At 69.9% G+C, this 19,929-nt stretch carries 22 protein-coding genes and 1 tRNA gene; 9 read left to right on the plus strand and 14 right to left on the minus strand.

Going from position 1 to position 19,929, the window contains the following annotated elements; translation table 11 throughout:
* The 9 genes from IEX18_RS07210 to IEX18_RS07250 form a co-directional block, all read right to left on the minus strand.
* A complete protein-coding gene (locus tag IEX18_RS07210; RefSeq protein WP_188658062.1) occupies positions 1 to 453 on the minus strand; it encodes a DUF6456 domain-containing protein in 453 nt (150 codons plus the stop codon).
* Positions 454 to 546: 93 nt separating this feature from the next.
* Complete coding sequence (locus tag IEX18_RS07215) at positions 547 to 720, minus strand: hypothetical protein (RefSeq protein ID WP_188658063.1); 174 nt, start codon at positions 718 to 720, stop codon at positions 547 to 549.
* 131 nt (positions 721 to 851) lie between these two features.
* A tRNA-Val gene (locus tag IEX18_RS07220) sits at positions 852 to 927 on the minus strand.
* A gap of 61 nt (positions 928 to 988) precedes the next feature.
* Positions 989 to 1,894 carry a helix-turn-helix domain-containing protein gene (locus IEX18_RS07225; RefSeq protein WP_188658064.1) on the minus strand — a complete coding sequence of 302 codons (906 nt, stop codon included), beginning with the start codon at positions 1,892 to 1,894 and terminating at the stop codon, positions 989 to 991.
* A complete protein-coding gene (locus tag IEX18_RS07230; RefSeq protein WP_188658065.1) occupies positions 1,894 to 3,414 on the minus strand; it encodes an NAD(P)(+) transhydrogenase (Re/Si-specific) subunit beta in 1,521 nt (506 codons plus the stop codon). The genes IEX18_RS07225 and IEX18_RS07230 overlap by 1 nt, the downstream gene beginning before the upstream one ends.
* A gap of 40 nt (positions 3,415 to 3,454) precedes the next feature.
* Positions 3,455 to 3,745, minus strand: coding sequence for an NAD(P) transhydrogenase subunit alpha part 2 (locus IEX18_RS07235; RefSeq protein ID WP_188658066.1), 291 nt, complete (start codon positions 3,743 to 3,745; stop codon positions 3,455 to 3,457).
* Positions 3,742 to 4,230: an endonuclease domain-containing protein gene (locus IEX18_RS07240; protein WP_308419330.1), complete on the minus strand. Its 489-nt coding sequence runs from the start codon at positions 4,228 to 4,230 to the stop codon at positions 3,742 to 3,744. Before IEX18_RS07240 ends, IEX18_RS07235 begins: the two co-directional genes overlap by 4 nt.
* Positions 4,227 to 5,360: an NAD(P) transhydrogenase subunit alpha gene (locus tag IEX18_RS07245; protein ID WP_188658068.1), complete on the minus strand. Its 1,134-nt coding sequence runs from the start codon at positions 5,358 to 5,360 to the stop codon at positions 4,227 to 4,229. The genes IEX18_RS07240 and IEX18_RS07245 overlap by 4 nt, the downstream gene beginning before the upstream one ends.
* A gap of 8 nt (positions 5,361 to 5,368) precedes the next feature.
* Complete coding sequence (locus IEX18_RS07250) at positions 5,369 to 5,509, minus strand: hypothetical protein (RefSeq protein WP_188658069.1); 141 nt, start codon at positions 5,507 to 5,509, stop codon at positions 5,369 to 5,371.
* 154 nt (positions 5,510 to 5,663) lie between these two features.
* Here IEX18_RS07250 and IEX18_RS07255 point away from each other — a divergent pair, with 154 nt between their 5' ends.
* The 5 genes from IEX18_RS07255 (at position 5,664) to msrA (ending at position 11,231) form a co-directional block, all read left to right on the plus strand.
* Entirely contained in the window at positions 5,664 to 7,070 is a 1,407-nt protein-coding gene (locus tag IEX18_RS07255; protein ID WP_188658070.1) for a sigma-54-dependent transcriptional regulator, read from the plus strand.
* A 109-nt stretch (positions 7,071 to 7,179) separates the two neighbouring features.
* Entirely contained in the window at positions 7,180 to 8,979 is a 1,800-nt protein-coding gene (gene pabB / locus IEX18_RS07260; RefSeq protein ID WP_188658071.1) for an aminodeoxychorismate synthase component I, read from the plus strand.
* A gap of 51 nt (positions 8,980 to 9,030) precedes the next feature.
* Entirely contained in the window at positions 9,031 to 10,230 is a 1,200-nt protein-coding gene (locus IEX18_RS07265; RefSeq protein ID WP_188658072.1) for a pyridoxal phosphate-dependent aminotransferase, read from the plus strand.
* Positions 10,231 to 10,431: 201 nt separating this feature from the next.
* Positions 10,432 to 10,575, plus strand: coding sequence for a hypothetical protein (locus IEX18_RS07270; RefSeq protein ID WP_188658073.1), 144 nt, complete (start codon positions 10,432 to 10,434; stop codon positions 10,573 to 10,575).
* A gap of 56 nt (positions 10,576 to 10,631) precedes the next feature.
* Entirely contained in the window at positions 10,632 to 11,231 is a 600-nt protein-coding gene (msrA, locus tag IEX18_RS07275; RefSeq protein ID WP_188658633.1) for a peptide-methionine (S)-S-oxide reductase MsrA, read from the plus strand.
* Positions 11,232 to 11,535: 304 nt separating this feature from the next.
* On the opposite strand, the gene IEX18_RS07280 is transcribed toward msrA, so the two are convergent.
* Positions 11,536 to 12,351, minus strand: coding sequence for a PEPxxWA-CTERM sorting domain-containing protein (locus IEX18_RS07280; protein WP_188658074.1), 816 nt, complete (start codon positions 12,349 to 12,351; stop codon positions 11,536 to 11,538).
* On the opposite strand from IEX18_RS07280, the gene IEX18_RS07285 reads away from it, so the two are divergent.
* Positions 12,350 to 13,093, plus strand: coding sequence for a hypothetical protein (locus IEX18_RS07285; RefSeq protein ID WP_188658075.1), 744 nt, complete (start codon positions 12,350 to 12,352; stop codon positions 13,091 to 13,093). The genes IEX18_RS07280 and IEX18_RS07285 overlap by 2 nt on opposite strands.
* A 26-nt stretch (positions 13,094 to 13,119) precedes the next feature.
* On the opposite strand, the gene IEX18_RS07290 is transcribed toward IEX18_RS07285, so the two are convergent.
* Positions 13,120 to 13,599: a PilZ domain-containing protein gene (locus IEX18_RS07290; RefSeq protein WP_188658076.1), complete on the minus strand. Its 480-nt coding sequence runs from the start codon at positions 13,597 to 13,599 to the stop codon at positions 13,120 to 13,122.
* A 136-nt stretch (positions 13,600 to 13,735) separates the two neighbouring features.
* Positions 13,736 to 14,926 carry an NF038122 family metalloprotease gene (locus IEX18_RS07295; protein ID WP_188658077.1) on the minus strand — a complete coding sequence of 397 codons (1,191 nt, stop codon included), beginning with the start codon at positions 14,924 to 14,926 and terminating at the stop codon, positions 13,736 to 13,738.
* A gap of 246 nt (positions 14,927 to 15,172) precedes the next feature.
* Between IEX18_RS07295 and IEX18_RS07300 the strand changes: the two genes are divergently transcribed.
* Positions 15,173 to 17,584 carry a zinc-dependent metalloprotease gene (locus IEX18_RS07300; RefSeq protein WP_229664429.1) on the plus strand — a complete coding sequence of 804 codons (2,412 nt, stop codon included), beginning with the start codon at positions 15,173 to 15,175 and terminating at the stop codon, positions 17,582 to 17,584.
* A gap of 78 nt (positions 17,585 to 17,662) precedes the next feature.
* Here IEX18_RS07300 and IEX18_RS07305 read toward each other — a convergent pair whose 3' ends face one another.
* Complete coding sequence (locus IEX18_RS07305; RefSeq protein ID WP_188658078.1) at positions 17,663 to 18,304, minus strand: trimeric intracellular cation channel family protein; 642 nt, start codon at positions 18,302 to 18,304, stop codon at positions 17,663 to 17,665.
* A gap of 134 nt (positions 18,305 to 18,438) precedes the next feature.
* Between IEX18_RS07305 and IEX18_RS07310 the strand changes: the two genes are divergently transcribed.
* Both IEX18_RS07310 and IEX18_RS07315 read left to right on the plus strand, forming a co-directional pair.
* On the plus strand, positions 18,439 to 18,735 hold the full coding sequence (locus IEX18_RS07310) for a glycine zipper 2TM domain-containing protein (RefSeq protein ID WP_444544612.1): 297 nt from the start codon (positions 18,439 to 18,441) through the stop codon (positions 18,733 to 18,735).
* 166 nt (positions 18,736 to 18,901) lie between these two features.
* The gene (locus tag IEX18_RS07315; protein WP_188658080.1) at positions 18,902 to 19,492 is read left to right on the plus strand and encodes a glycine zipper 2TM domain-containing protein; all 591 of its coding nucleotides are present in this window, start codon (positions 18,902 to 18,904) and stop codon (positions 19,490 to 19,492) included.
* A gap of 49 nt (positions 19,493 to 19,541) precedes the next feature.
* Here IEX18_RS07315 and IEX18_RS07320 read toward each other — a convergent pair whose 3' ends face one another.
* Positions 19,542 to 19,766: a hypothetical protein gene (locus IEX18_RS07320; protein WP_188658081.1), complete on the minus strand. Its 225-nt coding sequence runs from the start codon at positions 19,764 to 19,766 to the stop codon at positions 19,542 to 19,544.
* Between the last annotated feature and the right edge of the window lie 163 nt (positions 19,767 to 19,929).

Below are 19,929 nucleotides of genomic sequence, written 5' to 3' on the forward strand. Positions count from 1 at the left end.
TCACCGCAGACTGTAATGATCCGCCAGCCGGTCGAGCGCCAGCGTCAGCACCAGCCGCCCGGAGCGTCCCGGCCAGCCGAGCGCCTTTTCCGCCACCGGCACGGCCTCCCCCGCACATACGATGCGCCACAATATGTCGGACAGGCCGGGCCCGACCGCCCGCACGGCATCGTCGAAGCGGCGCTTGGCCGCGATCCGGGCCGTGCCGGGATCGGTGCTATCACCCGTCGCTCCGTCGACCCGGGGTTGCCAGCGCATCGTGGTGACCGGAGAGATCTGCGCGCGTTCATAGTCTGCCCGAAGCCGCTCGCCGGCGTCCAGCTGGCGCGGCGTCACGAGCCCGCGCGCGGCAAGCCAGCCCAGCGGCGATTCGGCGACATTGACAGTGACCTTGCGTCCGGCCGGGGCCGGGCGGCCCTGCTCATCGATCCTGCGTTCCACCAGCTCGCGCATATGCCACTCCATCCTCGCGGGAGGGGGCGCATGGCATGTCGTACCGTCTGTAGGACAGCCCCGCCGCGACGTCGCCGCCGGGCGGTCGGAATATCAGGCGGTCACGGCCCCGGCGGGTCGGTTCATCGCCTCGATCGCGGCCAGCTCTACCGGCGTCAGGCCACGGCGATCGGCCTGGTCGTTGGCACCTCGACGCTCGGCCGCCGCAGCGGCGCCGTTCCGCGCCAGTCCAGAGGCACCGAACAAGGTCAGTTTCACACGGCTCATCGTTCTTCCCACCCAGGCACCGCACGCAAACGTCGCGTGGGCACTACACCGCACAATCGCGATGAGCCCGAAATGTTCCGCGCCTTTCCAAGGTGTACCGGAACGGCACGGGTGATGCGCATCGAGCGGGGTGGTGGGCGCTGACGGGCTCGAACCGCCGACCCTCTCGGTGTAAACGAGATGCTCTACCAACTGAGCTAAGCGCCCGCAGCCCTGCCCTTAGCGGCGGCCGCCGCCGCGATGCAAGCCGCTTATCCCCGGCGTCCGGTCAGGCAAACGGCAGGCCCGCACGATCGAGCGCGGCGGCATAGCCCTCCATCCCCTCCAGGGCCCGGCGCGACAGGGTGATGAAGGCGCGGCGGCCATCGTCTGGGTCTGGCCAGCGGTCGAGCAGCCCCGCCTCGGTCATCCGTGCGATCCAGCGCAGGGCGGTGGTCGGCGCAACCGCGGCGGCGATGCACAGGCTCGATACCGACACGCGCTGCCGCTCGAGATGCGCGGCGTAGAGGTCGAGCAAAATGTCCCAGGCGGGATCCTCGAACAGCCCGTCCCCGAAGAAGCTGTCGCGCATCCGGCGGCTTCGGATCGCCTGGCGTACCGTCTGCGCGTCGACCGGCGACTCCAGGGCGGGCGCGAAGCCGAAGCTGACATGGCGGTCGCCCACGCCGCCCCCGCCCCGCCCGCGATCGCGCTCGGCGCCGCCGACGATTGCGCCCGCGACCCGGCCGATCTGCGCACGGATCCGGCGCTCGCGCTTCGCCTCGTCCTCGCGGACCCGGTCGGACAGTCCGCCGCGATCGGCGAGGCGGCCGTGCGTCGCCAGCGCCGCCACCTGCTCGGCCAGGGTCGGTCCGCACAGCAGCTCGACGCCATGCATCATCAGCGCGGCGAAGACCGGCTCGAGCTGCTCCACATCGAAGGTCACCACGGCGCGCACGCCCGTCGTCCGGATCGCCTCGCCGAGGACCGGCAGCGCCACGTCGAGCACCGCCGCCGCGACGCTCTCCGCCTCGACCGACAGAAGCGGCACCTTGCCGATCGTCGCGATGAAGCGGGCAGGATCGCTCCAGTCGCAGGCCGCCACCATCCGGCCGCCCGCCATCTCGATCGCCGCCTCGGCATCGCTGCGGCGCACGGGCGGCGCGATCAGCGCCGCATCGAAGCCGTCGGGCATCAGCCCAGCGCCTTCACGATCTCCTCGACCATCTTCTTGGCATCGGCCAGCAGCATCATCGTGTTGTCCCGGTAGAAAAGTTCGTTGTCGACGCCCGCATAGCCCACACCGCCCATCGATCGCTTGATGAACAGCACGGTGCCCGCCTTCTCGACGTCGAGTACGGGCATGCCATAGATGGGTGACGACTTGTCGGTCTTTGCCGCCGGATTGGTGACATCGTTTGCACCGATGACGAACGCCACATCGGTCTGCGCGAAGTCGGCGTTGATGTCTTCGAGTTCGAACACCTCGTCATAGGGGACATTGGCCTCGGCGAGGAGGACATTCATATGCCCCGGCATGCGCCCGGCGACGGGGTGGATCGCGTATTTGACGCGCACCCCCTCCTCCTTCAGCTTATCCGCCATCTCGCGCAGCACGTGCTGCGCCTGCGCGACCGCCATGCCGTAGCCGGGAACGATCACGACCTGCTCCGCCTGGCTCATCAGGAAGGCGGCATCTTCGGCCGAGCCGCGCTTCCACGGCCGGTCGCTCGCCGCCGCCGCGCCGCCGCCCCCGCCGCCGCTCTCCGCCCCGAAGCCGCCGGCGATCACGCTGATGAAGCTGCGGTTCATCGCATGGCACATGATGTAGGACAGGATCGCGCCCGACGCGCCGACCAGCGCGCCGGTGATGATCATCGCGGTATTGCCGAGCGTGAAGCCCATCGCCGCCGCCGCCCAGCCCGAATAGCTGTTGAGCATCGACACCACGACCGGCATGTCCGCCCCGCCGATCGGCACGATCAGCAGGAAGCCGATGGCGAAGGACAGAAGCGTGATCGTCCAGAAGATCCACGGCGCCTGATCGCGGGTGAACAGTGCGACCAACCCCAAAATGGCGGCGAGGATCGTCAGGTTGAGCACGTGCCGGCCGGGGAGCAGGATCGGCTTGCCGCCCATATTGCCGTTGAGCTTCAGGAAGGCGATGACGCTGCCCGAAAAGGTGATCGCACCGATCGCGACGCCCAGCCCCATCTCCACCCGGCTGGCCGGATGGATGACGGCGAAGGGCTGGCCGATCAGCGGCGTCACGAGCTCGGCGATGCCGAACGCCATCGGGTTGAGATAGGCGGCGATGCCGACCAGCACCGCGGCAAGCCCGACCAGCGAGTGGAAGGCGGCGACGAGCTGCGGCATCGCCGTCATCGCGATCCGCCGCGCCGTGACGATGCCGATCACCGCGCCGAGGCCGATCGCGGCGAGGATTTCGAGCGCCGCGGTCCAGTCTACTGCTTCACCGAACACGATTGCATGAACCGCTTGTCCGTCAACAATCACCTGATCGGTCATCGTCATGGACTGCGGCACATGCGTTGCCAGCGTCGTCACCACGGCGATCGCCATGCCGATCATGCCCAGCCGGTTCCCCCGCTGGCTGGTCGACGGGCTGGACAGCCCGCGCAGCGCCAGGATGAAGCAGACGCCCGCCACCAGATAGGCGAAGGCCACCCAGGGATTGACCGTTACCTCGTGCATCCCCGCTCCCCCCGATCGCGCGCCTTCGCGTGGCCCCGGCTCATTTGGCGGGGCGCTCCTTCTTCTTGTACATGGCCAGCATCCGCTGGGTGACGGCAAACCCGCCGAAGATGTTGACGCTCGCCAGCGTAACCGCGGCCAGCCCCAGCCACTTGGCCCCCGGCGACCCCGCCGCCGCCGCGGCGACCAGCGCGCCGACGATGATGACCGAGGAGATGGCGTTGGTCACTGCCATCAAAGGCGTGTGCAGCGCCGGCGTCACCGACCAAACGACGTAATAGCCGACGAAGCAGGCGAGCACGAAGATCGACAGGATGGCGATGAAGGTCATGGGGCGCGTCCTTGGCGATCCTCCCCATGCCCTGCATGGGGAGGGGGACCGCCCGGCGCAGCCGGGTGGTGGAGGGGCTGGGCCGCGCGCGCGATCGCGGCTGCGACGGAGTCTGGATTGCGTAGCACGTCGACGGCCGCGATGCGGATAACCCGCAAGCCTCGCTCGGTAAGCCATGCGTCGCGGACCATGTCATGCACCGGCCGGTTGCCGCGATTATGCGATTCGCCGTCGATCTCGATCACGAGTCGCGCGGCGGGGCAGTAGAAGTCGAGAATGTAGCGGCCCAGCGGATGCTGGCGGCGAAACCGCAGATGGTCGAGCCCGCGGAGGCGCTGCCAGAGCAGCACTTCGGGCAGGCTCATCGTGCGGCGAAGGCTGCGCGCGCGGCGAACCGTGGAAGCCCCTCCACCACCCGGCTGCGCCGGGCGGTCCCCCTCCCCATGCCTTGCATGGGGAGGATCGAGGGACCGGAGGATGCTCACGTCGCCAGCCTCGGATGCACGACCGCGCCATTCTTCGTCAGCCGGATCGCGTCGCCGATCTCCGCGTCCAGCACCGGCCGCCCGGCCTCCTTGTCCCAGAAGGCGGACAGGAAGTTGTACAGGTTCCGCGCGAACAGCGCCGAGGCGTCCGCGGCGAGCCGGCTCGGCACGTTGCGGTGGCCGACGATCTTCACCCCGTGCCGCGTCACCACCTCGCCCGGCACCGCTCCCTCGACATTGCCGCCCTGCTCGACCGCGAGATCGACCAGCACGCTGCCAGGCCGCATCGACGCGATCTGCGCGTCGGAGACGAGGCGCGGCGCGGCGCGGCCGGGGATCAGCGCGGTGGTGATGACGATGTCCTGCTTGGCGATATGGCTGGACACCAGTTCGGCCTGCGCCTTCCGATATTCCTCGCTCATCTCGCCGGCATAGCCACCCGCGCCCTCGCCCTCGATTCCGGCGACGCTCTCGACGAAGATCGGCTTGGCGCCGAGCGACTGGATCTGCTCGCGCGTCGCCGAGCGCACGTCGGTGGCGGAAACCTGCGCCCCCAGCCGCCGCGCGGTGGCGATCGCCTGCAGCCCGGCGACGCCCACGCCCATGACGAAGACGCGCGCAGCCGGGATCGTGCCCGCCGCGGTCATCATCATCGGAAAGGCGCGGCCATATTCGGCTGCCGCGTCGAGCACCGCCTTGTAGCCGGACAGGTTCGACTGCGAGGACAGGATGTCCATCGACTGGGCCCGGGTGATGCGCGGCATCCATTCCATCGCCAGCGCCTCGACCCCCGCCGCGGCATAGGCGTCCACCCGCCCGCGCCCCTGCTCTCCGGCGGCCAGCGGGTTCAGGCCCGCGACGATCCAGGCTCCCGGCGAGACGCCGCCCAGCGCCGCGGGATCGGGTCCCTGCACGCCCAGCACGATGTCCGCACCCGCCAGCACTGCGTCGCGGTCGGCGACGGTCGCACCGGCCGCGGCATAATCGGCATCGGCAAAGCCCGCCGCCTCGCCGGCCCCCGCCTCGATCGCCAGGGTCGCGCCGAGGGCGCCGAATTTCCGCACAGTCTCGGGTGTTGCGGCGACCCGCCGCTCCGCGTCGGCGCGTTCGCGCAGCACCGCGATCCGCATCGGGCCGCTCAGCCGGCGATCAGGTAGATGACCAGCGCGACCAGCAGGCCCGCGCCGACAGCGCCCCATTTGAGAAAGCCGATCATCCCGTTATACGTCGTCACATCGACCCTGGCCGCGTGATGCTCGGCCCCGTGTTCTCCGGCCATGCGCCATCCTCCCGTCATGGAAATCCGGTAGCGACCCTAACGAGGCGGTGCGCGCACCTCAAGGCTCCCCGCCACCGACGAGCGAAGGGCCGTTAGCTTCGCCTTTACCAGCGGCTCCCTATTGACCGTGCCGAACCGGGACGGATTGAGGCCGATGACGCGCAACGGACAGCGACTGCTCCTTCTGATCGACGACGAGCCGGCCCAGCGCCGGCTGGTGGCGGCGCTCGCCTCGCGCGGGGGCTGGCGCGCCATCTTCGCCGGCGACGAGGATACCGCGGTCACCACGCTAGGCACGCAGGACGGAATGCATCTCGATGCCGTCCTGATCGACCATTGGGCGACCGACGCGGATGCGACCAGCCTGATCGCGCGGCTGCGCGGCCAGCGCCCGCAGCTGCCGATCCTGGTGCTCACCGCCAACGGCTCGGCGGCGCAGGCGGTGTCGGCGATGCGCGCCGGTGCCAGCGACTTCCTGGTCAAGCCTCTCGCCCCCGACCGGCTGCTCGCCGCGCTGGAGACCGCGGTCGGCGGCAACAGCGCGGGCGAGCTGCGGCCGCTGACCGAGAAGCTGCCGGCCGAACTCGCCTTCGACGAGATCGTCGGCTCCTCCCCCGATTTCCGCGCCGCGCTGGCGATCGCCGCCAAGGCCGCCCGGTCGCGCGCGCCGGTGCTGATCGAGGGCGAGGGTGGCGTCGGCAAGGAGGTCGTGGCCAAGGCGATCCACGCCGCCTCGCCGCGTCAGAAGCGGCCGATGATCTCGATCAACTGCGGCGCGATCCCCGCCAACCTCGTCGAGAGCGAGCTGTTCGGCCACGAGATGGGGGCGTTCACCGGTGCCTTCGAGCGCAAGATCGGCCGGTTCCAGGAGGTCGACGGCGGAACCATCTTCCTCGACGAGGTCGGCGAGATGCCGCCCGAGGCGCAGGTCAAGCTGCTGCGCCTGCTCCAGAACGGCGAGGTCCAGCCGCTCGGGGCGCGCCACCCTCGCGAGGTCGACGTGCGCGTGATCGCGGCGAGCAACCGTCGCCTGTCGGAGGAGGTGGAGGCAGGCCGGTTCCGCGAGGATCTGTTCTACCGGCTCAACACCGTGCAGGTGGCGATCCCGCCGCTGCGCGACCGGATCGGCGACATTCCGGCGCTATCGCGCCACCTGCTCGCGCGGATCGGCCGGCAGCCGGGCCTGCGCCCGCTGGCCATTTCCGACGACGCGCTCGACCTGCTCTCGGGCTATGAATGGCCGGGGAATGTCCGCCAGCTCCAGAACGCCCTGTTCCGGGCCGCCGTGCTCTGCGAGGGCGAGACGCTGACGCGCAGCGACTTCCCGCAGATCGCGGCGATGGGGCATCGCCGCACCGCCGCCGCGGCGGACGCGGGCGGCGTCACGCTGTTCCGGCCCGATGGTCATATGCGCCCGCTCGAGGAGATCGAGGCCGATGTGATCCGCCTCGCCATCGGCCATTATCGCGGCCGCATGACCGAGGTGGCACGGCGGCTGGGGATCGGCCGGTCGACGCTCTACCGCAAGCTGGGCGAGCTCGGGATCGACAACGCGGCGTGATCGCGGCCGCGCGACTCGGATCGGATCCGCGGATCGTTCCCGGAGGACGGCAGAAAAAATCCTGATCTGGCGGGGAGACAAGCTCCGGCTCGCGGGATAATCGGTCGACATGAGGACGACCGATCGCGTCATTCCGACAGGTGCCGGCGCGGCGGACGGGTTCGGGCGGTGGCGCGCGCCCTTCGTCCTGCTCGACGATGCGCGGCCGGGCGGCACCGCCCGCCTCTATCGCGACCCGGTCGAGATCCTCGTGGCGCGAACCCCGTCGGAGGTCCGCGCCCTGCTCGACCGGCTGCGGACCGCGCGGGGCCTGCATGCGGCGGGCTTCCTCTCCTACGAAGCGGCCCCGGCCTTCGATCCGGCCATGCAGGTAGTCGCGGGCAGCGCCATGCCGCTGGCCTGGTTCGGCCTGTTCGAAAAGTGGGACGCGATCGATCCCGCCGCCTCGCTTCCCGATCCGGCCGGCGCCCATGCCGGCGCGCCGGTGCCGCGGATCGCCCCCGCCGCCTATCGCGCGACGGTCGAGGCGCTGCTCGCCAAGATCGGGGCGGGCGACCTCTACCAGGCCAATCTCACCTTCCCGACCGACGTCGCGATGGCGGGGGATCCGCTCAGCCTCTATGCCGGGCTGCGCGCCCGCGCAGCCGCCGGCTATGGCGCGGTGGTGGCGACCGGAGCGGAGACGCTGCTCAGCCTGTCGCCCGAACTCTTCTTCACCCTGATGGGGGATCGGCTGACCTGCCGGCCGATGAAGGGGACGGCGCGCCGCGGCGCGACGCGGGCGGCGGACGACGCGCTCGCCGCATCGCTCGCCGCCGATCCCAAGCAACGCGCCGAGAACCTCATGATCGTCGATCTGATGCGCAACGACCTGTCGCGCGTCGCGGAGAGCGGCAGCGTGGCGGTGCCCGAGCTGTTCGCGGTCGAACGCTATCCGACGGTGCAGCAGATGACCTCCACCGTCACCGCGACGCTGGCGGACGGGCGCTCCGCGGTCGACGTGCTCGCCGCGACCTTTCCCTGCGGATCGATCACCGGCGCGCCGAAGCTGGCGGCGATGGCGGCGATCGCGACGTTGGAAGAAAGCCCCCGCGGCGCCTATACGGGTTCGATCGGACGGATCGATGCCAACGGCGATGCCGCCTTCAACGTCGCGATCCGCACGCTAGCCATCCCGGCAGGCGCAACGCAGGCGACCCTGTCGCTCGGGTCGGGCATCGTCGCGGACAGCGACCCCGCGGCGGAGTGGGAGGAGTGCCTGACCAAGGGCGCATTCATCAGCGGCGGCACGCCGACTCCCGACCTGATCGAGACGATGGCCTTTGATCCCGAGGAGGGGCTGCTGCGCCTCGACCTGCATCTGGCGCGGATGAAGGCGAGCGCCGCCGCCCTCGGCTTCGCCTTCGACCGCCACGCCGCGCGCAACGAGTTGCAGGCGGCGACCTTCCGCTTGCGTGGGCCGCGACGGATCCGTCTGGTGCTGGCGCCCTCCGGTGCGGTCGCGATCGAATCGGGGCCGCTGCCGGCGGTGCCCGACCGGCCGATGACGGTGGCGATCCGCCCCCTGCCCGTTCCGCCAGGCGACCTGCGCCTCCGCCACAAGACGGCCGACCGCGGCTTCTACGATGCGGCGCGCCGCGCCGCGGGGACCGAGGAGGTCGTCTTCGAACATGACGGCCGGCTGACCGAGGGCAGCTTCACCTCGATCTTCGTGCCGCGCGGCGCGCTGCTGGTGACGCCCGCTGCCGATGCCGATACGCCGATGCTGCCCGGCGTGCTGCGCGCCGCCCTGCTGGCGGAAGGGCGCGCGGTCGAGGGCGTGGTGACGCGTGCCGATCTGGCGCACGGCTTCTTTCTGGGCAATGCGCTGCGCGGGCTGATCCCGGCGCTTGTCGCACCGGACATATAGGGTATAGCGCCGCCGCCCCCTGTCGCCGGGCAAATCGCAAAAGGTTCCATCATGAAGACCTCCGCCGCGCTCGACCGCATCAGCCCCTCGCCCACGCTGGCCGTCACCGCCCGCGTCACCGAGCTGAAGCGCGCGGGTGTGGACGTGATCGGCCTGGGCGCCGGCGAACCCGATTTCGACACGCCCGACTTCGTCAAGGACGCCGCCATCAAGGCGATCCGCGACGGCCAGACCAAATATACCGTGGTCGACGGCACGCAGGCACTGAAGGAGGCGATCGTCGCCAAGTTCGCGCGCGACAACAGCCTGACCTACACCACCGGCCAGGTCAGCGTGAACGTCGGCGGAAAGCATACGCTGTTCAACGCGCTCGTCGCGACCGTCGAGGCGGGCGACGAGGTCGTGATTCCGGCCCCCTATTGGGTCAGCTATCCCGACGTCGTCCAGTTCGCCGGCGGCACCCCGGTGATCGTCAAGGCGGGGCCCGACCAGAACTACAAGCTGTCGCCCGAGGCTCTCGAGGCCGCGATCACGCCGCGCACCAAGTGGGTGATCCTGAACTCGCCCTCCAACCCGACCGGCGCCGCCTACACGGCCGACGAACTCAAGGCGCTGGGCGAGGTGCTGGCACGGCACCCGCAGGTCTGGATCTTCGCCGACGATATGTACGAGCATATCGTCTATGACGGCTTCCGCTTCGCGACGATCGCAGAGGTCTGCCCGGAGCTCTACGAGCGCACGCTGACCGTCAACGGCTGTTCCAAGGCCTATGCGATGACCGGCTGGCGGATCGGCTTCGCCGGCGGGGCGAGCTGGCTGATCAAGGCGATGGCGAAGCTCCAGTCGCAGTCGACCAGCAATCCTTGCTCGATCGCGCAGGCGGCGGCGGTCGCAGCGCTGAGCGGCGACCAGTCGTTCCTCGCCGAGCGCAATGCGGCGTTCCGCACCCGGCGCGATCTGGTGGTCGATGCGCTCAATGCCATCCCGGGCATCACCTGTCCGCGACCCGAAGGCGCCTTCTACGTCTATCCGTCGATCGCCGGACTGATCGGCAAGACCACGCCGAAGGGCGCGACGATCGGCGACGACGAGGCGTTCGTCACCTATCTTCTCGACGAAGCACGGGTCGCGGCGGTGCAGGGCGCGGCCTTCGGCCTCTCGCCGGCGATGCGGATCAGCTACGCGACATCGAACGCGCTGCTGACCGAGGCGTGCAACCGGATCGCGGAGGCCTGCGCCGCCCTGCGCTGACGGCCGGTCCCGGTCCGGGCGGGCCGGGCGACGCCGATCCAAATGCAACACGGGATGAACGGGCCGCCAAGGGATCGTTCATCCTGCAACGCTATGTTTCCCACCGTCATCTTGTCGTGACGTGGTTGATCTACGACATGGCGACCAACATCGCACCGGCCTCGCCTCGGCGATCCCGGTGACGTCAATGGGTACGAGATCATGATGAAGCGTTTGAAATCCAGCGCCATGTGGCAGTTCGCCGGCGGCTTCGTGCTCGGCGCGATCGGGCTCGTCGTGCTGCAACCCGCGGATGCGACCCGCGCGATGGTCGGGCGGATCGTCCCGACTCACGAGATCCGCTGACGGTGAAAACCGCCGCCGTCCTGATCGCGTTCGGCGCGGCCGCGGGCGCGGCGCTGATGGCGCCGGCCGCCGCCGAGAAGGCGGTGATCATTCCCGCCGCCCGCGTCGACGTGCCGGCGACGCCGGGTCTGCAGACCGCGGTGCTGGCGGGCGGGTGCTTCTGGGGCATGGAAGCGGTCTTCGAGCAGGTCCGCGGCGTGCGCACCGTCACGGCCGGCTATGCCGGCGGCACGGCGGCGACCGCGCGCTACGACACCGTCTCGACCGAGACGACGCGCCATGCGGAGGCGATCCGCATCACCTTCGATCCGCGGCAGGTCAGCTACGCCACGCTGCTCCGCGTCTATTTCTCGGTCGCGCACGACCCCACGCAGGTGGACGGTCAACGCCCGGACAGCGGACCCAGCTACCGCTCGGCGATCTTCCCGCAGTCGCCCGAACAGGCACGGGTCGCCCGGGCCTATATCGCTCAATTGTCGGGCGCCCGGGCCTTCCCCCGGCCGATCGCGACCCGGATGGAGAGCGGCGGCTTCTATCCGGCCGAGGCCTATCACCAGAACTTCTTCGACCGGCACCCCGATCATCCCTATATCGTGATGTGGGACAAGCCGAAGGTGGCCGCCTTCCGCGCCGCCTTCCCGACGCTGCGCCGCTAAAGACCGGGCGCGTCGCTCACGCCTGCCCTCGGACATCACCTCCGCGCCGGAGGCTGGACCTTGATCCGCTTTAGCTGACACCATCGTCGTCCTGGCGCAGGCCGGGATCTCGTGGTCATGGCGCGACGCAGGAATCGCTCGAAGCCGCAGTTCGCGCTGGCGCAACGATTCGGAACGTCCGGATCAACTACCAGGGCAAGAAGACATGGGTAGCATGACCCCCGACCGCCCGCCCGACCGTGCCTCGCCTTCGTTCCGAAGGAACGGATCAGCGTAATGTCGCCGGCTTCAGGCCGGCATCGCCTCAGGCCTTCACGGTCCCCGTCGCGCGGCGCCGGCGACGCAGCGTCGCCGCGACTACGCCGAGCCCCGTCAGCAGCAACATCCAGCTCGCCGGTTCCGGCACCGGCGTGACCGGGATCTCAGGCGTCGGCTCGGGCGTCGGCGTGATGACCGGCGTGGGCTCGGGCGTCGGCGTGGCACTCGGCTCGGGAGTCGGGGTCGCGGACGGCTGCGGCGTCGGCGTAGCGGTCGGCTCCGGCGTCGGGGTGGCGCTCGGCTGGGGCGTCGGCGTGCCCGTGGGCTGCGGCGTCGGCGTAACCGTCGGCTCCGGCGTCGGCGTCGGTGTCACGCCCGGCTCGGGCACGACACCGCCGCCGCCCGGAACCGCCGCACCGCCGATGCCATAGCCAGGACCGGTCGGTGAGAAATTGGCGAACTGGAAGCCTCCGCCCGGCAGCGCCCCGACGGGCGCCAGCACGGCAGGATTGGCCGCCAGGAGCGGCGGCTGCACATCCTCGCGCGTCGCGAAGAACGGCTCGGCATCGGGCGGCACCTGCGCTGCGCCGGGTTCCGGCTGGTCCAGTCGCGGCGAATTGCGGAAGGCGCGCTTGAAGCGCTGGGGCCCCATGAAGCCGAAGCGCTGGAGTACTCCGATCGGCGGCGGCGCGGCGGGCGCGACCGCGGCGAAGGCGAGCGGCAGCGCCCCGTTCTCGAACAGGGCGCGCTCGGTGTGCGGCGCCAGCGCCACCACCGCGAACATGGTCACCAGCCCGCCGACCACGACGTGCTGGAATCGCCGTTCGTGCGTTGCTACGAGAGTTTCAGGGGGTGAGTTCATGATCCGTTTCCCACGTTCCGCCCATAACGCAAAGGACCGGCGCACGCGACTGCGGACTGGCTCGGCCGTCTGTTCGCGTGGCGACAGTGACATTTACGCACGACATGCGCTGCTTGTTGCAACCACCCCGCTGCTCGCGCTGACACTGGCCTCGTGCGCCGGAGCGCCCGAGGGCGACACGGCGCAGATCCTGCGCGCGACGCTGGCGTTGCTGGAGACGGGGCGCTCACCGAACGCCCCGCAACTGTGCGTCGACTCCCGGCCGCGCGGCGAACCGCTGGCGATCTACCGCACGATGCGGATCAACAGCGAGCCCGACGAGCATCAGTGGCGCGAAGCCGAGCCGCTGCGCACCGAACCCAAGGTGCATGGCCGCGACCTGTTCAACGATGCGACCGGCCGCGAGACGCTGCGCATCCGCGAGCCGGACGAGGCCGCCGAGCCCCTGCCCCGCGAGGCGCAGGCGCAGCTGGACGCGCGCGCGCGGGCCATGTCGGTCGATGGCGAGTCGCTCGGTTTCGCGATGGACGGCAGCCTGGCGCCGGCCAATATGGCGGTTCGCTGGTGGCTGATGAACCGGCTGCACGGATGCGAGCGCACCGTCGTGCTGTCCCGGCTGGTGCATGACGGCAAGACGGGCTTCATCACCGCGACGCTCGACCATTGGGGCACCACCTACGCGCTGGAACGCAGTGGCGCCGGCTGGCGCGTCGCGGCGCAATGGGACACCTGGCTCTACTGAGCGGCGGCGAGGTCGGGCGTTCCCGGTCACAGTATCGCGGCGCAGATCATTCCGATGACGATCCAGGGCACGATCAGTCCGGCGGCGATGATCGGGCCGCGGACCATGCGAATGCGCTGTTCGACGGCGTCGAGCGGCGGATCGACGTCGATCTTGGTGGCCGGCCCTGTCCAGCCGAAATCGGGAGCGAGGATCGTCGGCTGGACCGACGCCTCGACACCCGACACGTCGATCGGGCTGAGGAACCGGCAGCCATATTGTGGCGGCGCGGAGCGGACGATCAGCGCGACATGCCGGCCGAGCCCCGCGATGCCGACCGTGATCGTCGCGTCCAGCGCCATCGGCTCGCTGCACACCATGCGAAAGCCCGTCGCGGACAGGTCCTCGATCATCACGTCGACCGGACGGCGATCGTCCTGCTGGCGCAGCGTGCCGTCCAGATTGACCGAACGGCGATCCGCAGCGCGCTCGTCGTCCGCGCGAAATAGCTGTGCGGTCAGCGCCATGTTCCGCGTCTCCAAACCATCGTGCCGCGCGGTCTGCGCCCTGGGTGGTTAGAAGAGCGTAAAGAATGGCAAAAAACTGGAGGGCGGAGCGTGGAAAATCCCGGGGGTCCCGATCGGGCCCCCGGGCAAGGCAGGGTCAGTTCGCGACAGCGAAGGTGACGGTGCGACGCCGTGGGCGGGCGCGCAGCGCCGCGCCCATCATGGCGAAACCGGTGATCATCAGCGCCCAGCTCTGCGGTTCGGGCACGAAGCTGGCGAAGATGCTGGCCGAGGTGGCGAGATAGTTCGGGTTGGCCAGCACGTCGAAGTTCAGGTTCCAGCCCATCGCGTCGAACGCCGCCAGGTCGGTCGCGGTGATCTCGCCCATCTGTGCATAGCAGAAATTGGGGTCCATGATCCCGATCTGGTTGGTGCAGCCGCCCAGATCCTTGAAGTGCGACGCCTGCTGCCGGTCGCCGAAGTTCCGCCCGGTCGAGAACAGCGAGTTGCCGAACAGCTGGGTGCGGCCGCCGTCGATCGAGAAATAGGCGGGCGAGCCGACCGCCAGGTCGAGCACCGGCGCGTCGCCCGACAGCGCGTTCGTCGGATCCTGACTGTAGCGGAACAGGTCCAGCGTGGTGAAGATGTAGTTCGACCCGTTGATGTTCGCCGCGGCGTTGGCGGGATTGTCGTAGATGTCGACGCCGCTGGTGAAGCCGAGGGCGTGGCCGATCTCGTGGATGGCGACGCCGATGAAGTCCATCCGGCCCGCGGTGATCCCGTCGCTGGGATCGAAGTCGAAGGCGAAGTTGCTGCTGAAATTGACCTGCGCGTCGCGCGACAGCGGGTTGAACCCGGTATAGCCCAGCGCCTTCAGCGTCGCGCCGTTGACGCCCATGGTCAGGTTGTTGGCGCTGTCGTCGGCGTCGAAGACCCGGGTGGTCGTGTCGATGCCGACCTTGGTCGTCGCGTCGCGATAGCCGCTGGTGATCGCCTGCAGGCCGCCCGCATAGGTCAGCGGCATCATATTGTCGCGCGCGATGGCGTCGAGGCGGCTGTTGCCGGTGACTGCAAGCTGTTCGTAGATGTCCGCGGTCGTGACGCCGTAGCGGGTCGAACCGGTCGAACCGATCACGCCGGCGGCCAGCGCGTTATAGCCGATCTCCAGCCGCACCGTCACATCGTTGGTGAGAACCGACGACCAATATTGCGTGGCGATCCGGAAGCCCTGCTCCGCGGGGGTCCCGCGCACCGAACCGTTATAGTCCACCAGATCGAATGTCAGCGCTGCCGCCGGGCTGGCGCAGCAGGCGGCCGTCAGCGCCGCAGCGCAGATCGCGTGCCTCATCCCCATAATGATCATTCCCCTTCTGGGCCTTTTGGCCTGTTGGCGCGAAGGGCGTGATGATCCGGCCGGACATGCCCCTCGCGTGGAGAACGCGCGTTCAACACTCGAACCCCAGATCGACGGGTTCGTTCCGCAATGCAAAAATTTTGGTTAATCAATGCTTAAATCGTTGCAGGAATGCCACAATTCCGTACCGCGCCGCGACGTGCCATCACGCGGCCGAGGATCTGAAAAGGGGGCGAAGCGATGGTCGGTGCGATGCGGCGGATAGCGGCGGCGGCGTTGATGCTGGGGGTGTCCGGGACGGCGCTGGCGGCCGATCCACCGGCGGATCCGCTCAAGGGCACGATGGTGACCAACGGCCTGCTTCCCGTCGCCGTCGATCGCGACGGCGGGCGCATCCTCGTCACCCTGCCCCCCGCCGGCACCGACGGCGTGTCGGCCCGCTTCCTCTATGTCGCCAGCCTGCGCACCGGGATCGGCTCGTCGCAGACCGGGCTCGACCACGGGCAGAACAGCGAGACGCAGCTCCTCGCCTTTCGCCGCCTCGGCAAGAAGATCGTCGCGGAGTTCGAGAACCCCCGCTTCCGCGCGACGGACGCCCCGGCGGCCGAGCAGACCGCGGCGCGGGAAAGCTTCGCCACCACCACCGCCTGGGTGGGTGACATCGCGGCGACGCGGCCCGACGGGACGATGGTGGTCGACCTTGCGCCCTTCCTGCTGCGCGACACCATGGGCGTCGCCCTGTCGCTGCGTCGCGGCGGAGGCGGCGAATACCGGCTCGACAGCGGCGCCTCGGTCGCCGACCCGACGGCCACGCGCGTCTTCCCCGACAATATCGAGCTCGAGGCGCGCCAGACCTTCGTGAGCGAGCGACCGGGCGAGGCGGTCGACGCGATCGCTCCCGATGCCCGCTCGATCGCGCTCACCGTGCATCACTCGCTGATCCGCCTGCCCGCCCCCGGCTATGTTCCGATCCGCTTCGATCCGCGCTTCGGCGGCTTCGGCGCGCAGGCGGTCGACTATGCCGCACCGCTCGGCCAGGACGTGGTCTACACGCTCGCCAACCGCTTCCGCCTCGAGAAGGCCGATCCCGCCGCGCCGCGCTCCGCGGTGAAGAAGCCGATCACCTTCTATATCGACCGCGCCGCGCCGGAGCCGATCCGATCCGCTTTGGCGGAGGGGGTCGCCTGGTGGCGCACCGCCTTCGATGCGGCCGGATTCATCGACGCCTTCCGCGTCGAGATCCTGCCCGAAGGCGCCGATCCGCTCGATATCCGCTACAATGTCGTCAACTGGGTCAACCGCGCCACCCGCGGCTGGTCCTATGGCCAGGTGATCAGCGATCCGCGGACGGGCGAGATCGTCAAGGGATCGGTGCTGCTCGGCTCGCTGCGCGTCCGGCAGGACATGCTGATCTACGAGGCGCTGGTCGGCGCCAATCTGGTCGGTACCGGCGGCCCCAACGATCCGGTCCGCGTGGCGCTGGCGCGCATCCGCCAGCTCGGCGCGCACGAGGTCGGCCATGCGCTCGGGCTCGAGCACAATTTCGCTGCCTCGACTCAGGATCGCGCCTCGGTGATGGACTATCCCGCCCCGCGCATCCTGCTGAAGGACGGCCGGCCCGACCTGTCCGACGCCTATGGCACCGGGGTGGGGCGCTGGGATCTCGCGTCGATCGCGCGGCTTTACGGCGATCCCGCCGCCGCCGCCGCGCAGGCGGACGCGCTGAAGGCAGCCGGCCTGCGCTTCATCAGCGACGGCGATGCGCGCGCTGCGGACACCGCGCATCCCGATGCCAGCCTGTGGGACGACGGCAGCGACCCCGTCGCCGAGCTCGACCGGATGATGACGGTCCGCCGCGCCGCGCTGACGCAGTTCGGCCCCGCGGCGCTGCGGCCGGGCGAGGCGGCGGAGAATCTGCGGCGCAAGTTCGTGCCGATCTGGCTGCTCCATCGCTATCAGGTCGAAGCGGCGGCGAAAGTCGTCGGCGGTGTGGATTTCGCCTATGCGGTCGCCGGCGGCGGACATGAAGCTGCAGCGCCCGTGACCGCCGATCGGCAGCGCGCCGCGCTGTTCTCGCTGCTCGCCACCCTGTCGCCGACCGCGCTGGCGGTGCCGCCCGCCCTCCTGCCGCTGCTCTCGGCGGGCAGGAGCGGCCCCAACGACCGCCAGTTCGATATCGAGGTCATGCCGACCGCCGGCGGCCCGGTCTTCGACCCGCTCGTCGCGGCGGAGGTGGCGGCGGGCGTGACGCTCGACACGCTGCTCGCCCCCGCGCGGCTCGAACGGCTCGAGGTGCAGCACGCCGCCGCCGGCAGCCTGCCCGGCGCGCAGGAGGTGGTCGGGCGGACCGTCGACACGGTCATGGCCGGCGCCGGCACCGCCGCCGGTCAGCAGGTCGCGACCCGCGCCCTGATCCAGCTCGCCGCGCTGTCACGGGCGCCGGACACCGCGCCGGGTGTCGCGGCCGTCGCCGATCAGGCGCTGATCGATGCCGCAGACCGGCTCGGCAAGGGCCGCGATGCCTGGTCGCGTGCCACCGCCCGGCTGCTGCGCGATCCGGATCGCCTCGCCGCCGCGGTCGCCGAGCGTGGCAAGCGCCTCACCCCGATCCCGCCCGGCATGCCGATCGGCGAAAGCGACTGGATGGACTGAGCGCCGTCGAAGCATCGAAGGGCCATCTGTGCGTCGGTTGCGCTCGGCCCGGACGCATCGAGGGAAGGTCACCCGGACCTAAGCCTCTCCGCCATCGCGATAGACGGGCAGGCCGAGCCGCAAGTGGATCGCCGCGGCGCGCAGGGCGAAGCCTGCCATTGCGGCGACCACCGCGGCGAGCGTCGGATCGAGACCGGCAAGGCTCAGCCCGACGAAGCTCGCCGCGGCGAGGGCGGCGGCGGAGACATAGAGTTCGGGCCGCATCAGGATGGAAGGCTCGCCCGCCAGCACGTCGCGGATGATGCCGCCGACACAGGCGGTCACCACCCCCATCACCGCGGCCGGGACCGGCGGCACGCCATAGCGCAGCGCCTTGCCCGCACCATAGACGGCATAGGCCGCCAGACCGAGCGCGTCGAACCAGGCGAGCGCCGATCCTCGCCACCAGCGCGACGGCGCGAACCAGACCAGCATCGCCATCGCCAGGCACAGCGCGGCGATGTGCGCGTCTCGCACCCAGAAGACCGGCGCGCCGATCAACAGGTCGCGGACTGTCCCGCCGCCGACCCCGGTGATCAGCGCGAAGAAGGCAAGGGTGACGAACGTCTGTCGCGCCCGCGCGGCGGCGAGTGCCCCGGACACGGCGAAGACGGCCAGTCCGGCAAGGTCGAGCCACGGGGCGGCGGCGGGCAATACGGGCTGAAGCGTCTGCGGTATCATCGGCGCTGCGCTATACCCGCCGGCCCGTCCCGGCTGCCAGACCATGTTGTGTAAGGTTCATGCAACTCTTGTCATGAAGCGGACGTTTCGCTGCCGTATCCGTTGAAGAGAGGGACAGAGTGATGCGTAAGTTGATGCTGGCGCTGGGTTGCGCCGCGATGGTCGCCCCCACCTTGGTCGCGACCGTGTCCGATGCCGATGCGCAGCGCCGCTACAAGTATCGCGAGTGGCGCGACGATCGCGGCCGCCTGCGGTGCCGCAAGGCGGACGGAACCACCGGCCTGGTCGTCGGCGGCGTCGCGGGCGCGCTGCTGGGCCGCACGATCGACACGCGCGGTGACCGGACGCTGGGGACGCTGGGCGGCGCTGCCGCTGGCGCGCTGGTCGGCCGCGAGGTCGATCGCGGCAGCAGCAGCCGTCGCTGCCGCTGATTTCCCGGCCAGCCATGTGCCGCGAAAGGGCGTCGCGACTTCGTCGCGGCGCCCTTTTTCCTGTCCCGCGAGCTGTCGCCAGGCTTAACGCAAGGTAGTTTTCGGTTCACGCAACTCCCTGTCGCGGCTGCGCATTGTTGCGCCACCTAGAACGGGAGAGATGAGTATGCGTAACGCCATCCTGTCCGCGGCGCTGGCCGCCACCACCCTCGCCGCGGTGCCCGCCGCAGCGCAGGACACCCGCCGCGAAGCCAATCAGGAATATCGCGACGAGGTTCGGGACGCACGCCGCGACTATCGCCGCGACCTGCGCAACGCCGATTCCCGTCGCGACGTACGCCAGGCGCAGCGGGAGTATCGCCGCGAGGTCGCCGATGCGCGCAAGGATCGCCGCGAGGACCTGCGCGACATCCGCCGCGACCGCGCCCGCGACTGGCGCCAGTACCGGTCCTACGACTATAACCGGTTCGAGCCCGGCCAGCGCTATTACTATGCCGACCGCTACTATCGCGACGGCCGCTACTACCAGCCGCGCCGTCTCGGCCGAAACGACCGCATCTATCGCGGCTATAACGGCCAATATTACTGCCGCCGGTCGGACGGCACCACGGGCCTGATCATCGGCGGGGTCGCCGGCGGCGTGCTCGGCAGCCTGCTCGACAATGGCCGTTCCAGCCTGCTCGGCACGCTGGTCGGCGCCGGTGGCGGCGCGCTGCTTGGCCGCTCGGTCGACCGCGGGCAGGTCGTCTGCCGCTGAACTGAATTGCAGAGGGGGAGCGGGCGCGGCGCCCGCTCCCTTTCGCCCATCAGAAGATGCCGCCGCCCAGCATCAGCCGCAGCCCGAAGATCACGATCAGCACCAGGTTGAGATTGCGCCCCGCATTGCTCGACGACGACATCGCGCCGACTGCGGCACCGACGATCCCGATCGGTATCACCAGCCAGTTCATCCAGCCGAGCAGGGGAACGAAGGCGATCAGGCCCGACACCAGCGTGACGAGGCCGATGAGGATCGAGATCAGGTTGAACATGGCGATAACCCCCTTTGACTATGGCCGGAACGGCCGATCCGTTGCGGCTTCCTAACCCCGATATGGGGGCACGGTTGCATCCTTTCTCGCACCTGCGGGTCCGCCCCCCCGGCCCTCGCGGTCCGGCGATCCGGAATTTGCCCCCCGCCCCTCGTCGGGCTAG

The organism is Sphingomonas metalli (genome assembly GCF_014641735.1).
In the GTDB taxonomy this organism is placed as follows: domain Bacteria; phylum Pseudomonadota; class Alphaproteobacteria; order Sphingomonadales; family Sphingomonadaceae; genus Sphingomonas; species Sphingomonas metalli.